The organism is Pseudofrankia inefficax (genome assembly GCF_000166135.1).
GTDB lineage: Bacteria > Actinomycetota > Actinomycetes > Frankiales > Frankiaceae > Pseudofrankia > Pseudofrankia inefficax.
On sequence record NC_014666.1, the window covers coordinates 6902432 to 6915726 of the forward strand.

Annotated in this window: 13 protein-coding genes; 8 read left to right on the top strand and 5 right to left on the bottom strand. The window is 72.0% G+C overall.

The window, feature by feature from the left end; genetic code table 11:
• Positions 1-29: 29 nt before the first annotated feature.
• The 3 genes from serA (at position 30) to FRAEUI1C_RS27985 (ending at position 3419) form a co-directional block, all read left to right on the top strand.
• Complete coding sequence (gene serA, locus FRAEUI1C_RS27975) at positions 30-1241, top strand: phosphoglycerate dehydrogenase (RefSeq protein ID WP_368411129.1); 1212 nt, start codon at positions 30-32, stop codon at positions 1239-1241.
• Positions 1238-2602 (top strand): FAD-binding oxidoreductase, encoded by a 1365-nt coding sequence (locus FRAEUI1C_RS27980; RefSeq protein ID WP_041259670.1) that lies wholly within the window; start codon positions 1238-1240, stop codon positions 2600-2602. Before serA ends, FRAEUI1C_RS27980 begins: the two co-directional genes overlap by 4 nt.
• 106 nt (positions 2603-2708) lie before the next feature.
• Positions 2709-3419: a VC0807 family protein gene (locus FRAEUI1C_RS27985; RefSeq protein ID WP_232425147.1), complete on the top strand. Its 711-nt coding sequence runs from the start codon at positions 2709-2711 to the stop codon at positions 3417-3419.
• A 126-nt stretch (positions 3420-3545) separates the two neighbouring features.
• Here FRAEUI1C_RS27985 and FRAEUI1C_RS27990 read toward each other — a convergent pair whose 3' ends face one another.
• The 3 genes from FRAEUI1C_RS27990 to FRAEUI1C_RS28000 form a co-directional block, all read right to left on the bottom strand.
• A complete protein-coding gene (locus FRAEUI1C_RS27990; protein ID WP_013426734.1) occupies positions 3546-4190 on the bottom strand; it encodes a hypothetical protein in 645 nt (214 codons plus the stop codon).
• 205 nt (positions 4191-4395) lie between these two features.
• A complete protein-coding gene (locus FRAEUI1C_RS27995; protein WP_013426735.1) occupies positions 4396-4803 on the bottom strand; it encodes a RidA family protein in 408 nt (135 codons plus the stop codon).
• A 74-nt stretch (positions 4804-4877) separates the two neighbouring features.
• A complete protein-coding gene (locus FRAEUI1C_RS28000) occupies positions 4878-5747 on the bottom strand; it encodes an SAM-dependent methyltransferase (RefSeq protein WP_013426736.1) in 870 nt (289 codons plus the stop codon).
• A 294-nt stretch (positions 5748-6041) separates the two neighbouring features.
• On the opposite strand from FRAEUI1C_RS28000, the gene FRAEUI1C_RS28005 reads away from it, so the two are divergent.
• The 4 genes from FRAEUI1C_RS28005 (at position 6042) to FRAEUI1C_RS28020 (ending at position 9957) form a co-directional block, all read left to right on the top strand.
• Positions 6042-6503 carry a DUF8821 family protein gene (locus FRAEUI1C_RS28005; protein ID WP_013426737.1) on the top strand — a complete coding sequence of 154 codons (462 nt, stop codon included), beginning with the start codon at positions 6042-6044 and terminating at the stop codon, positions 6501-6503.
• Positions 6504-6794: 291 nt separating this feature from the next.
• Positions 6795-7847: an alpha/beta hydrolase family protein gene (locus FRAEUI1C_RS28010; RefSeq protein WP_232425148.1), complete on the top strand. Its 1053-nt coding sequence runs from the start codon at positions 6795-6797 to the stop codon at positions 7845-7847.
• 164 nt (positions 7848-8011) lie between these two features.
• Positions 8012-8809: an enoyl-CoA hydratase/isomerase family protein gene (locus FRAEUI1C_RS28015; protein ID WP_013426739.1), complete on the top strand. Its 798-nt coding sequence runs from the start codon at positions 8012-8014 to the stop codon at positions 8807-8809.
• A complete protein-coding gene (locus tag FRAEUI1C_RS28020) occupies positions 8806-9957 on the top strand; it encodes a CaiB/BaiF CoA transferase family protein (protein WP_198318640.1) in 1152 nt (383 codons plus the stop codon). The genes FRAEUI1C_RS28015 and FRAEUI1C_RS28020 overlap by 4 nt, the downstream gene beginning before the upstream one ends.
• Positions 9958-10059: 102 nt before the next feature.
• Here FRAEUI1C_RS28020 and FRAEUI1C_RS28025 read toward each other — a convergent pair whose 3' ends face one another.
• Positions 10060-10842 carry an SDR family NAD(P)-dependent oxidoreductase gene (locus FRAEUI1C_RS28025; protein WP_013426741.1) on the bottom strand — a complete coding sequence of 261 codons (783 nt, stop codon included), beginning with the start codon at positions 10840-10842 and terminating at the stop codon, positions 10060-10062.
• A 57-nt stretch (positions 10843-10899) separates the two neighbouring features.
• Between FRAEUI1C_RS28025 and FRAEUI1C_RS28030 the strand changes: the two genes are divergently transcribed.
• Entirely contained in the window at positions 10900-11883 is a 984-nt protein-coding gene (locus tag FRAEUI1C_RS28030; RefSeq protein WP_013426742.1) for a phosphotransferase family protein, read from the top strand.
• Positions 11884-11924: 41 nt separating this feature from the next.
• Here FRAEUI1C_RS28030 and FRAEUI1C_RS28035 read toward each other — a convergent pair whose 3' ends face one another.
• Positions 11925-13151 carry an acetyl-CoA C-acetyltransferase gene (locus tag FRAEUI1C_RS28035; protein ID WP_013426743.1) on the bottom strand — a complete coding sequence of 409 codons (1227 nt, stop codon included), beginning with the start codon at positions 13149-13151 and terminating at the stop codon, positions 11925-11927.
• Positions 13152-13295 lie beyond the last annotated feature (144 nt).

Sequence of the window (13295 nt, forward strand, 5' to 3'; positions counted from 1 at the left end):
GTAGACTTCGGGGGACCTGTCACCGGCTGATGAGGGCCCCCGCCGTGCGCGCGCTGCTGCTAGAGAACGTCCACCAGGATGCCGCGACGATCCTCAGGACCGCCGGCATCGAAGTCGAGACGGTCGATCGGGCGTTGGACCACCAGGCGCTGATCGCGGCGCTGGACGGCGTCCAGCTGCTGGGGATCCGGTCGAAGACCGAGGTCACCGAGGCGGTGTTCGACGAGGCGCCGGACCTGCTCGCCATCGGCGCGTTCTGCATCGGTACCAACCAGGTGGATCTCGCCGCCGCCCGCGAGCGGGGCGTCGCGGTGTTCAACGCCCCGTTCTCCAACACCCGCAGTGTGGTCGAGCTCGCGCTCGCGGAGATCATCGCGCTGACGCGCCGGTTGATCCCCAAGAACACCGGCATGCACGCGGGCGTGTGGGACAAGTCGGCCGAGGCGGCCCACGAGGTCCGCGGCCGGCGGCTGGGCATCGTCGGCTACGGCAACATCGGCGCGCAGCTGTCGGTGCTGGCCGAGGCGCTCGGCATGAGCGTGTACTTCTACGACACCGCCGACAAGCTGGCGCTCGGCAACGCGCGGCGCTGCGGGAGCCTCGACGAGCTGCTGGCGGTCGCGGACGTCGTGACCCTGCACGTGGACGGCCGGGCCGGCAACAGCGGGATGTTCGGCGCCGAGCAGTTCGCCCGCATGCGGCCCGGCAGCCTGTTCCTCAACCTCTCGCGCGGCTTCGTGGTGGACCATGGCGCGCTGCGGGCGCAGGTGGAGAGCGGGCACCTGGCCGGCGCGGCGGTCGACGTCTTCCCGCACGAGCCGGCCGGGCGCGGCGACGAGTTCCGCTCCGAGCTGCGCGACCTGCCGAACGTGATCCTCACGCCGCACATCGCGGGCTCGACCGAGGAGGCCCAGCAGGACATCGGCCGCTACGTGGCGGGCAAGCTGCGGGACTACCAGTTCGACGGCGGCACGGCCATGAGCGTCAACCTGCCGTACCTCTCGCTCCCGCCGCGGCCGGGCGGGCACCGGATCGCGCACCTGCACCGCAACGTGCCCGGCGTGCTCGCGAAGATCAACAGCCTGCTCGCGGAGCACAAGGTCAACATCGATGGCCAGCTCCTCGACACCCGCGGCGACTACGGGTATGTGCTGACCGACATCGGCGTCGACTATCCGGCGGCCGTCCTCGACTCGCTGGCCGCGATGCCGGAGACCGTCCGGGTAAGGCTGCTGGGTTGAGCTCGGCCTTGGCCGAGGAGCTGCGCGCCGCGGTCGGAGCCACCCAGCTGCTCACCGACGCCTCCGTCGTCGCCTCCTTCGAGTCCGACTGGACCGGCCGGTTCCGAGGCCGGGCTCGCTGCGTGGTCCGGCCGGCCGACACCGCCGAGGTCGCGGCGGTGATGGCCGCGGCCGCGCGGGCCAAGGTGCCCGTCTGCGTCCAGGGCGGCAACACCGGCCTGGTCGGCGGGAGTGTGCCCGTCGGTGGCGCGATCCTGCTCAGCACGGCCCGGCTGACGGCTCTCGAGCCGGTGGAGGTCGTCTCGGGCCAGGTCACCGTGGGCGCGGGCGTCACCCTGGCCGCGCTGCAGCGCCACGTCCGCGCCGAGGGCTACGACTTCGGGGTCGATTTCGCGGCGCGGGACTCGGCCACGCTGGGCGGTCTGGTCGCCACGAACGCCGGCGGCGAGCGGGTGCTGCGCTACGGCACGACCCGGGCACAGGTGCTCGGCATCGAGGCGGTGCTCGCCGACGGTTCGATCATCAGCCGGCTCGGCGGGCTCCCGAAGGACAACACGGGCTACGACACGATGTCGCTGCTGACCGGCAGCGAGGGCACGCTGGGGATCCTCACCCGGCTGCGCCTGCGGCTCGTTCCGCTGCTGACCGAGCGGGCGGTGGCGCTGGTCGCCGTGGACGACGTCGCCGCCGCGCTCTCGCTCGTGCGCACGGTCCGCAACCGGCTGCCGTCGCTGGAGGCCGCCGAGCTGTTCTTCGCGGACGGCCTCGCGCTGGTCCGCGCCAGGACCGGCCTGTCCGCCCCGTTCGCCGAGGCCTATCCCGCCTACCTCGTCCTCGAGTGCGCCGGCCGGGCCGACCCGACCGACGAGCTCCTTGAGGCGCTGGCCGGCAGCGAGGCGGTCAGGGACGCGACCGTCGCCGCCGACCCGCGTGGCCGTCACCTGCTGTGGTCCTACCGCGAGGCGCATACCGAGTCGATCAACTCCGCCGGCGTCCCGGTGAAGCTCGACGTGGCGGTCCCGCTGACGGCGCTGGCCGAGACGGTGGCCGCGCTTCCGGCGACGATTACGGCCGCCTGCCCGACCGCGCGCCCAATCCTTTTCGGTCACCTCAACGAGGGAAATCTGCACGTCAACGTGCTCAACGCGACCAGCGAGGCCGAGGCCGTGACAGACGCGGTGCTGCGGCTCATCGCGGCGCACGGCGGGAGCATCAGCGCCGAGCACGGCGTCGGCCGGGCAAAACGCGCGTGGCTGGGGCTGTCCCGATCGCCTCAGGAAATCGCGATGATGCGCGCGGTCAAACGCGGACTCGACCCTGAGGGCCTGCTCAACCCGGGAGTCCTGCTCGATTCGGCCTGACACGGTCGAGTCGTCGCTTGGCGGACGCCGCCGACCGGCCCGAGGACGGGCGGGCGTATGGTTGCGGCGGTAGCGCGCCCGCCGGCCAGCTTCGACCGTTGGAGACATGATTTTTCTGACGGGAGCCACGTCGGCCCTCGACGCTCCGCCCGTTCTTCAGGCTGGATCCGGCGAGATGGACCCGCGCGCGGACGTCCGACTCCCCAAGCCCACGATGATCGCGAGACATGGGCTGCCTCATCTCGTCGAGGCGACGATCATCCCCGCGGTTCTTTTTCTTGTCGTCCTGCACCTTTCCAGCTTCACTTTCGCGGCGCTGGCCGCGCTGGCGTGGGAATTCGCCGCGGTGAGCCGGCGGGTGGCCGCCAAGCAGCGCATCCCGGCACTGCTCGTGCTGTCCTCGGTCGGGCTGACGGTCCGCACGGCGGTAGCGATCATAAGCGGCAGCGCCTTCATCTACTTTCTTCAGCCCGTGATCGTCGCCGGGGTGGTGGGAATGATGTTCCTGCTGTCCGCTCTTTCGCCGCGGCCGCTCGTCCACCGGCTGGCTCGTGACTTCTGCCCGCTGCCGCCCGGGGTGACCGCCCTGCCCGGAGTGCGCAGGCTGTTCCTCGGGCTCACCCTCCTGTGGGCGGCCGTCAACCTCGGGAATTCCGCTTTCACGTACTGGTTGCTGACCTCCCAGACGACCGACGTCTTCGTCGCCGTCCGCGGGATCACCGGCACCGCGCTGCCCGTCGTGGCCACGTTGGTCACCGTCGCCTGGTCCTGGCGGGTCGCCGGCCGGGAAGGCCTTCGCGCGGCCCGTCCGGTCTGACCACAATCTCTCACCGCGGCGCCCCGCGTCGTGTCGCGTACGGCCCATCGCGAGACCTGGTGGGCGGCAGGGGGCGACGCCGGATCGTCGCCGCCACCCCGCGACCTACTTCGGCGACGTCTCTGTTCAGGGTGTGGGATAGGCGGTGGTGAGGGTACCGGCCTGTCCCTGGAAGGTGAAGGCGACACCGAGCGGCTGGCTGATGACCTCGGGGCGGGTGAAACCAATCGGGTAGGCGCCGGTGGCGTCCGGCAGCCCGACGGAGAACAGGACCTGCTCCGCGAGTGGCACGTCCGCGTTGATGAGCACGTAGTTGCCGACGGCTGGGTGGCCGAAGGTGCGCAGGCTGAGCGCCAGCGTCGCTCCGGTGACGACTCGGCGGAAGACAAGCTGACCATCGATCTGCGCGGTGAGCGTGCCGGCGCCGCGTTCCGTGGGTTCAAGCGGGAAGGTGAGCCTGGTCGAGACCGGGTTCAGGCACACGCTGGTCTGTCCCGGCGCGGTGGCGTAGGTGATGACGCCGGCCCTGGCGAGCGCCAGCAGGAACTCGCGGTTGAACGAGAACTGCGCGGTGCCGACTCCGGGCGCCGGTGTCGTGGGCCGGATCGGTGAGCACAGCGGCGCGGATGAAGCACTGGACTGTGCCGACAGGGTGCTCGCGGTGAGATCCGGCGGGGCGGCCGCGTTCGCCGCCGTCGACGTCACGGCGAGCAGGGCCAGAATGGATAACAGGCCCGTCGCGAAGACCGTGATCCTGCCTCTGATGGTCATGGGCCATCCCCTCTGCGGCGCTCACCCACTATTGGCTGACACGCTAGATGGCCCGGTCCATCCGTGTTTCGTGAACAGCCGAAACGTCGCCGTAACGATGGTTGCGCCGCGTGACGATAAGGCCGTGATCGAACACGGCCTGATACGGCGTGGGGAGTGCCCCAGGTGGAGACGACGGCATTCTTGTGTTGCCGCCCGTGACGGCCTACGACGCGGCGACGACCGCGATCTCAAGCAGCCAGGACGGCTGGGCCAGAGCCGGGACCGTCACCAGCGTGCTGGACACCAGGCGGCCGCCGAGGAACTCGTCGCGCGCCGCCATGGCCTGCGCCAGCCCGGGCGTCTGCTCGCTCGCCACCAGGTAGGTGGTGATGCTGACGATGTCCCCGGCCGTCATGCCGGCGTCGGCCAGGATCGCGGCGATGTTGCTCCACACCTGGCTGGCCTGGGCCGATACCCCGTCCGGTACCGAACCGTCCGGTGCCACCGGCACGACTCCGGAGGTGTGCAGCCACCGGCTGGCGTTCTCGACCAGGACCGCGTGGGCAAAGCGGGCCGCCGGGGGGGCCATGCCGTCGGGGCTGATCGTGCGGCGGATGACGGAGTCGGACATGTGTAGACCGTATAGCCCACCACGACGCCGCTCGCCGTGCCCGGACTCGTTCCCGGGCGAACCCTTCGGGGGATCTAGGGCTTCTGGGCCACGGCGGACCACACGATGTTGCCGCCGGCCTCGGTGGCGGAGTCAGCCGTGACGGCGGGGTCGTCGGGGCGCCACAGATGCAGGGGGACGATCCCGGGAGTCACGAGGTCAAGGCCCTGGAAGAACCGGCCGACCTCGTCCCGGGTCCGGGCGGTGACGTCGATGCCCTGGGCGCGGTAGGCGCTCACGAGTTTGGCGACCTGGTCGGGATTGTGGTCGGCGGTCAGGTACGACATCGTCAGGTAGCTGCCGGACGGGAGCACGTCGACCAGGGTGCGGATGATGCCGTACTGGTCGTGTTCGACCGGAACGAAATGCAGCACCGCGATGACCGACAGGGCGACGGGCTGGCTCAGGTCGATGGTCTCCAGGAGTTCCGGGGCGGCCAGGATGCGGCCGGGGTCGCGCAGGTCGGCGTCCAGATAGGCGGTGCGGCCCCGGGCGTCGCTGGTGAGCAGAGCGCGGGCGTGGGCGAGCACGATCGGGTCGTTGTCGGCATAGACGACGCGGGACTCCGGCGTGATCGCCTGGACGACCTCGTGCAGGTTCGGCCTGGTGGGGATGCCCGTGCCGATGTCGAGAAACTGGCGGATGCCGGCTTGTGCCAGGAACCTGGCCGTGCGCACGAGAAAGGCACGGTTCTGGACGGCCGCGGCCGGAGTGTGCGGGAACGCCGCCTGGATCTGCGCCGCCGCCTCGCGGTCCGCGGGGAAGTTGTCCTTGCCGCCGAGGAAGTAGTCGTAGATGCGCGCGGAGTGCGCGACGTCGGTTCTCAGGTCGACGGTTGCCCGGGGGCCGTCGACCAGCGACTCCTGCAACGAGGAGAACTCCTCCGGCTCGCTGTCCGCCACCACAGCCCGCTCCCCACCAGCCGATTTCCCCTTTTTGGCAGGCTAGCAGCCGCGATGACCGTTCTCGGCGTCGCGTGGTGGACAGTCCAGCATCGCCGCCGACGGCTACCGGTGGGAGGCGCGGCCGTAACCGTGCCGAGTTGGGCGGATCACAGTCCCGCCGCCACAGCTTCGACCCGCTGCCCGCCGCGTTCCGGTGCCTTACCTCCCGGGTCGGCTACCTTGGCCGCCAGCGCCTACGCTGGGTACGGCGCGTCGTCCCAGGTAGGACCGGATACACCCACGGAGGAGTTCGCCATGCCCTACGCCGTGGACTTCGGCACCGTATCGACCGTCGGCCTGGAGTCGTCGCCGGCCGCGGCCGCGCTTGCCGGTCTGCGCGCGAACGAGGCCCGGTACTTCAAGAACAAGTACGACCACGTCTTCACCGTCGAGCCCGCGAGCGACGCCGGGCCGACCATCGACTGGGTGCACCGGATCCTCGCGGAAGAACGCGGCATCGTCATCGCCGCTCCCCCGCTCGAGGCGACCGCGTTCCAGGTCGAAGACCTGAAGATCGCGTACGTGTTCTACGAAAACGGCCTGTCGATCAACGTGATGTACGCCCTCGACGACCTCGGGAAACGGGCGGTCGGATTCAAGCTCTCCGACGGGATGGAGATCCCCGAAGAACTCGCCTCGTTCAAGTTCGCTCGGCAGAAGTCAAAGCTGGCCGGAACCATCCGCGGCTCCTACTTCGTCATCAAGAACAAATACTGACCCAGGCCCGCCGCGGTCGTCCGGCGACGCCACCAGGGCACCCGTCGACAGCCACGTCATCGCCGAACCGCCGGAGGGACGTGCGGCGGGCGGTAACTCATTTCGGTGGCCGAATCTCCAACGCCTGCGCGGTGGTCGACTCCCCCATCATTTGATCGTGAGGATGTCGAGAATAATACTTGGTCGATGACAGACGGGGCGCGCCCGGCCTGGGCCCGGCGCAGGAAATTCAGAACGGATCGGCAGGAGCGGGCCGGCTGGGGGCCGACCCTGCGTCAGGCGTCGCTGGGCATGAGACGTAGCAGCGTCCGCATGAACCTGGCGTCCTGGCGTGGTTCGGTGGTCGCGGGGGCCGTCGGCCTCGGACTCGTTCTTGCCTCGTGTTCTGATGGTTCGACGCAGGCGACGGCGGAAGGCTCAGCCACGCCGGCCGCTCGTCACGGGTGCCTGCCGGCGGATGATCCGGCCGCCTCGGTTCGGGGCGATTACGGCGTCGGACAGACCCAGGTCACCTTCATCGACCACAGCAGGCCGACGGACGCCGCGCCCGACCGCCACCTGGCCGCCAACCCCGACCGCACGATCCCGGTCGTCGTCAGCTACCCCGTCGCCCCGACGCCGGGCGCGGCCGCCGACGCGCCGGCCGTATCGGGTGCGGCGCCCGCGACGGGCCGGTTCCCGCTGGTCGTGTTATCCCACGGGGTAACGGCCGACGGGATGGTCGCGGCGAACGTCATCGCGGCGCCGCTCGTCCGTCAGGGCTACGTCGTCGCGACTCCGACCTTCCCGCTCTCCAGCGGCCCCGGCGGGACGATCTTCGACCTGCCGAACCAGCCGGCCGACGTCAGCTTCGTCATCACCTCACTGACCGGCTGGAGCGCGACGGCGGGCACTCCACTGGCCGGCCACGTCCAGCCGAGCTGCCTGGCCATCGCCGGCCACTCACTCGGCGCGGCGACCACGCTCGCCGCGGCCTATCTCTCGTGCTGCCGGGACGGAAGGGTCAAGGCCGTCGTCTCGCTGGCCGGGGCGCTGGCCCCCTTCAAGGGAACCTTCGCCGGCAACCCGCCGGTCCCGCTGCTGATCCTGCACGGCGACCAGGATCAGACCGTCCCACTGGCCAAAAGCGCCGACATCTTCACGACGCTCCGCGGGCCGCGCTACTTCCTCACCCTGCACGGCGCCGGCCATTCGACGATGTTCTTCGACCAGGCGGGCCAGACGCTCGACCACACGGTGACCGCGTTCCTCGATGCCTACCTCAAGGGCGACTTCAGGTCATTGGACGCGCTCCCTGACGACATCCGCCGCTCGGGCGTCGGGACCTACCAGACAGCACGCTGACGACGGCCGAACGCGGAAGGGCCCCACGGCCACCAGTCGCTCCCACAACTCCGAGCAGGACTGGATCGGCGCGTACGCCGCGTCGCAGTTGACCGTCGCGCGGGGGTCGCTGTCTAATTCGAAATCGAATTCGGTTCCTGGGACCTGCTGGCGGAGAGGGGTCCGTGGTGGAGACGTCCGTGCCGCTGCCCGGTGTGGTGGCCGTCGATCGGGTGGGCGGGGTTGCCGTCCTGCGGCTGAACCGCCCGGAGCGGCTCAACGCGATCGACGAGTCCCTCGCGGTCGCGCTGCGCGGCGCGTGCGACTCGATCGCCAGGGACCGGGACGTGCGGGTGGTGGTGCTCACCGGGACGGGCCGTGGCTTCTGTTCTGGCCTCGACCTGCGTGGCTTCGGGCCCGACGTCCCCGGCCCGGATGCGCCGGCGATCGACCGGCTGCGCTTCCAGGAGATGATGGCCGGGCTGCCGGAGGTTCTGCGCGCCTTGCCGCAACCGGTGGTCGCCGCGGTCAACGGGGTGGCGGTCGGGGGCGGGCTCGCGCTGTGCCTGGCCGCCGACATCCGGATCTGCGCGGCCGGCGCCCGGTTCGGCAACGCCGCGATCCGCCTCGGCCTGTCCGGGGCGGAGATGGGGATGAGCTACCACCTGCCCCGCATCGTCGGCACCAGTGTGGCCGCCGACTGGATGCTCACCGGCCGGCTGGTGCTCGCCGACGAGGCGCTGCGGACCGGCCTGGTGAGCGCCGTGCATCCGGACGGCGAACTGGTCGAGCGCGCGCTGGAGACCGCCGCCGCGATCGCCGCGCACGCGCCGCTGGGGGTCCAGCTGACGAAGCGGGCCCTGCAGGTCAACACGGACGCGCCCGGTCTGGCGGCCGCGCTGGAGGTCGAGAACCGCAACCAGGTCATAGCCCACGCCACCGTCGAGGCGGCCGAGGCGCGTGCCGCGTGGAGCGGGCGGTGAGTGCCGCGGGGCCGCTGGCCGGTGTCCGGGTCCTGATGATGGGTGGTCTCGGACCCGGACCGTTCTGCGGGATGCTGCTGGGTGACCTCGGAGCCGAGGTGATCCGGGTCGACCGTCCGGGCGAGGTCGACTCACCCCCACCGGTCGACGTGGTGATGCGCCGGGGCCAGCGCTCGATCGCCCTCGACGCCAAGGACGAACGCGGCCGGGAGGTCATCCACGCGCTCGCCGAGCGGGCCGACGCCTTCGTCGACGTCTACCGGCCCGGGGTCGCCGAGCGTCTGGGTATCGGCCCGAACGACCTGCGGGCACGCAATCCGAGGCTGGTGTACGCCCGGATGACCGGGTACGGCCAGGACGGCCCCTACGCGCAGCTGGCCGGGCACGACATCAACTACATCGCCCTGAGCGGGGCGTTGCACGCGACCGGGCCGGCCGAGCGCCCGGTGCCGCCGCTGAACGTCCTGGGTGACTTCGGCGGTGGGGGCATGCTGCTGGCCGTCGGACTGCTCAGCGGCATCGTCGAGGCGGCCCGCTCGGGCAGCGGCCAGGTGGTCGACGTCGCCATGCTCGACGGCTCGGCCACACTGATGGCGGTCTTCTACGGCATGCTCGCCCAGGGAAGCTGGCGGGACAGGCGCGAGGCGAACCTGACCGACGGCGGCGCCCATTTCTACCGGACCTACGAGACGGCCGACGGCAAGCACTTCGCCGTCGGCGCGCTGGAGGGCCGCTTCTATGCCGAGCTGTGCGCGCGGCTCGGCATCGAGGTGCCCCAGGACTACGACGACCATGAGGCCTGGGACAAGCACAGCGAGGTGATGGCGGCCCGGTTCCGGGAGCGCACCCGCGCCGAATGGGAACGAGAGCTGGTCACGCCGGAGTCGTGCGCGTCACCGGTGCTGAGCCTGGCCGAGGCGCCGGGACATCCGCAGAACGTCGCCCGCGGCACGTTCGTCGAGGTCGACGGGGTGGTCCAGCCCGCGCCGTCCCCCCGCTTCTCGAAGACGCCGCCGGCGCCGCCGGGCCGCCCGGCGCTGCCGGGTGACCAGACCGTCGACGTCCTGGCCGAGCTTGGTCTCGACCACGACGCGGTACGGCGGCTGCTCGCCGACGGCGTCGCCCGCCAGAGCGGCCCGGCCGGCTGACCGTGGGACGGCCGTGGGCGGCCCGGGCGGCGCGGGCGGCTCGGGCGGCGCGGGCGGCGCGGGCGGCTCGGGCGGCGCGCCGCGGGGCCGGGCCGCGAGCCTTCAGATCCGGCCCAGCTCGCGCAGGAAGGGCTGGGTGTAGACCACCCGGCCGCTGGTCCTGGCCGGATCGGCCGTGCAGAGGATCAGCGCCGTCTCGGTGATCAGCTCGATGTCCTCGGTGTCCTCCTTCGCCAGCTCCAGGCTTCCCGCGCCGGGTGTGCGGACCGGGTTGGAGGGGGCGGCGGCGTTCACGGCGATCCCGTCGGGCGACAGCTCGGCGGCGAAGGCACCCGTCAGCCGGTCCAGCGCCGCCTTGACCGTGCCGTAGAGGCCGAAGCCTGCGGAGACGTCGAACTCGGAGAACGGGGGGCCGACCGGCCGCTGCCCGGCGATCGAGGTGACATTGAGGATCCAGCCTCGCTTACGCTCCCGCATCCCGGGGATCGCCAGCTGGATCAGGCGCAGCGGGGCCAGGACGTGCATCTCGAACATCAGCCGGGCTCGGCGCTCGGGGAACTCGTCCAGGGTCCGCAGGAACGTCACCGCGGCGTTGTTGACCAGGATGTCCGGCGAGCCGAGCCGGTCGGAGAGCTCCGCGAAGACGCGTTCTCGGTCCTCGTCGCGCGACAGGTCTCCCGCGACCGCGACCGCGGACCCGCCGGCCGCCTCGATCTGTTCGCGGGTCTCACGCAGGGAGCCCGCGTAGCGGGGGTCGGGTTCCATCGTCCGCGCCGTGAGCCCGACGACGGCGCCCTGCGCCGCCAGACGTTGGGCGATCGACTTGCCGAGCCCGCGGCTGGCCCCGGTGACGAGTGCGACCTTGCCGTCGCATAAGCCTGGCATACGCTGCTCCCCAGATCTCGCGTTCCCCAGAGGCCTACTCACGCCGGGGTGATTGAAATGGACGTCGATTTCAACTTACTCGGAGCCCGCCTCGCGGACCTCCAACCCGTGGGCCTGCGTCCGCTGGTCGGGGGCGCCTCCAGCCTGTCGTACGTGGCCACGGCCACCGTCGAGGGCGCGGCCCGCCGGGTGGTCGTCAAGGTGGCGCCACCCGGCCTGGCGCCGGTGCGCAACCGCGACGTCCTGCGCCAGGCGGCCCTGCTGCGCCGGCTGGCCGCGACCGACGTCCCCGTTCCGACGGTGCTGTGGGAGGACGCCGGCGACCCTCCCGAGGTTCCGCCGGTCTTCGTGATGTCCTTCGTCGAGGGGACGTCGTTGGAGCCGCTGTTCGACGACGACCCCGGCGCGGCCGGCGACGAAACGACCGTGGTGGCGGAGCGGATGCGCGACGCGGCCCGGGTGCTCGCCGCCCTGCACGCGGTCGAGCCCGCGGCCATCGGCCTGGGTGCGGAACCGGTGGTGAGCCTCGGCGCGGAGGTGGCCCGCTGGTCGCGCGCGCTCGGCACGGTCGACCCCGCCCTCGCGCCCGGCTGGGAGAAGGTCGCGGACTCGCTGGCGGCCACCGAGCCGCCGGCGATGGAACCCGCGATCATCCACGGCGACTACCGGCTGGGAAACCTGCTGGCCACCGGCCCGAGCGTCACCGCCCTCATCGACTGGGAGATCTGGTCGGTCGGCGACCCGCGCGTCGACCTCGGCTGGTTCCTGATCAACGCCGACCCGGCCACCTACCGCCGACCGAGCCGCTATGCCGGGGCGCTGCCGGCGCCGGACGAACTGGCGGCGACCTATGCCGACCGGCTCGGCGTCCGGGTGGCGGCGCTGGACTGGTTCCGCGCGCTGGCCTGCTTCAAGTCCGCGGCGACCTGGTCGCTGATCATCAAGCACGCCCGGCGCCGCCCGACCCCGGACCGCACGGCCGAGGAGATGGCCGGCGCGTTGGGCGGGCTCGTCGCGCGGGCAGCCGAGCTGGTCGGCTGACGCGCCGCGCTCCGATGGCCGCGCCCGTGTCGGCATGGAGGTCAGACTCGCTCGATCAGCGTCGCCGTGCCCATGCCACCACCCGTGCACATCGTCACCAGGCCGGTCGCGAGGTCCCGGCGCTCGAGCTCGTCCAGGACGGTGCCGATCAGCATGGCGCCGGTCGCGCCGATCGGGTGGCCGAGCGCGATCGCGCCGCCGTTGACGTTCACGCGGTCCGGGTCGCACCCCAGGTCGTCGACGGCCCGCAGGACGACCGCGGCGAACGCCTCGTTGATCTCCCACAGGTCGACGTCGCCGACCGTCATCCCGGCCTTGTCCAGGCAGCGTCGCGCGGCCGGCGCCGGTGCGGTGAGCATGATCACCGGCTCGGATCCGATCGCGGCCGTGGAGCGGATGCGGGCCCGGGGGCGCACCCCGTGTGCCCTGACCCAGGATCCGGAGGCGACGAGCACCGCGGCGGCGCCGTCCACGACGCCCGAGGAGTTCCCGGCGTGGTGCACGTGCTCGACGGCGTCGATCGACGGGTAGCGCTGCAGGCAGATCTCGTCGTAGGTCCGGCGCTCGCCCGCCGGGCTGCTCGCGCCCGCCGCGGCGAACGCCGGCTTCAGGCCGGCCAGCCGCTCCACGGTCGTTCCCGGCCGGGGGTGCTCGTCGTGGTCGAGAAGCACCCGCCCGTCGGGCCCGGCGACCGGCACGAGTGCGCGGTCGAACCGGCCCTCGGCGATGGCGGCGGCGGCGCGCCGCTGGCTGGTGGCGGCGTAGGCGTCGACGGCCGCACGGCTGTAACCGCCCAACGTGGCGATGAGGTCGGCCGACACACCCTGGGGCACGGTCGGGAACCGCTCGCGGAACTCGGGGTTGCCCCCGTCGATCGTGACCGAGCCGGCGGCGAGGCCCCAGCGCGACATGGACTCCACGCCGCCCGCGACGACCAGGTCCTGCGCCCCGCTCGCCACCCCGGTCGCCGCGACGGTGACCGCCTGCTGGCCGCCGCCACAGAACCGGTGCAGGGCCAGGCCGGGCACCGACTCGGGCCACCCCGCGAGCAGGGTGGCCAGCCGGGCGATGTTGTCCCCGTGGTCGCCCGCGAAGATCCCGTTGCCGGCGACCACGTCCTCCACCTCGGCCGGGTCGAAGGCCGTCCGGTCGGCGAGGGCACGCAGGCACTGGGCCAGCAGCTCCTGCGGATGTACCTCGTGCAGCCCGCCGTCGGCGCGGCCCCGGCCGCGGGGTGTGCGCACCGCGTCGATGATCCAGGCGTCCACGTCCTCACCCGGCCTGGGACGACGAGAGCAGGGGCCGGCGGCCGGCCGCTCGGACGGGTAAGGGCGCGGGCAGGTCGCCAGCCCGGTCGTCGCCGGGCTCGGGTCGCCGATCGGGCGTGCCAGATTCGGTCATGGTGTAGACCT

Bases quoted from the DNA above. Each gene is read 5' to 3' on its own strand.
- serA (WP_368411129.1), top strand. From the start codon at position 30: ATGAGGGCCCCCGCCGTGCGCGCGCTGCTGCTAGAGAACGTCCACCAG.
- FRAEUI1C_RS27985 (WP_232425147.1), top strand. From the start codon at position 2,709: ATGATTTTTCTGACGGGAGCCACGTCGGCCCTCGACGCTCCGCCCGTT.
- FRAEUI1C_RS27990 (WP_013426734.1), bottom strand. From the start codon at position 4,190: ATGACCATCAGAGGCAGGATCACGGTCTTCGCGACGGGCCTGTTATCC.
- FRAEUI1C_RS27995 (WP_013426735.1), bottom strand. From the start codon at position 4,803: ATGTCCGACTCCGTCATCCGCCGCACGATCAGCCCCGACGGCATGGCC.
- FRAEUI1C_RS28005 (WP_013426737.1), top strand. From the start codon at position 6,042: ATGCCCTACGCCGTGGACTTCGGCACCGTATCGACCGTCGGCCTGGAG.
- FRAEUI1C_RS28010 (WP_232425148.1), top strand. From the start codon at position 6,795: ATGAGACGTAGCAGCGTCCGCATGAACCTGGCGTCCTGGCGTGGTTCG.
- FRAEUI1C_RS28025 (WP_013426741.1), bottom strand. From the start codon at position 10,842: ATGCCAGGCTTATGCGACGGCAAGGTCGCACTCGTCACCGGGGCCAGC.
- FRAEUI1C_RS28030 (WP_013426742.1), top strand. From the start codon at position 10,900: ATGGACGTCGATTTCAACTTACTCGGAGCCCGCCTCGCGGACCTCCAA.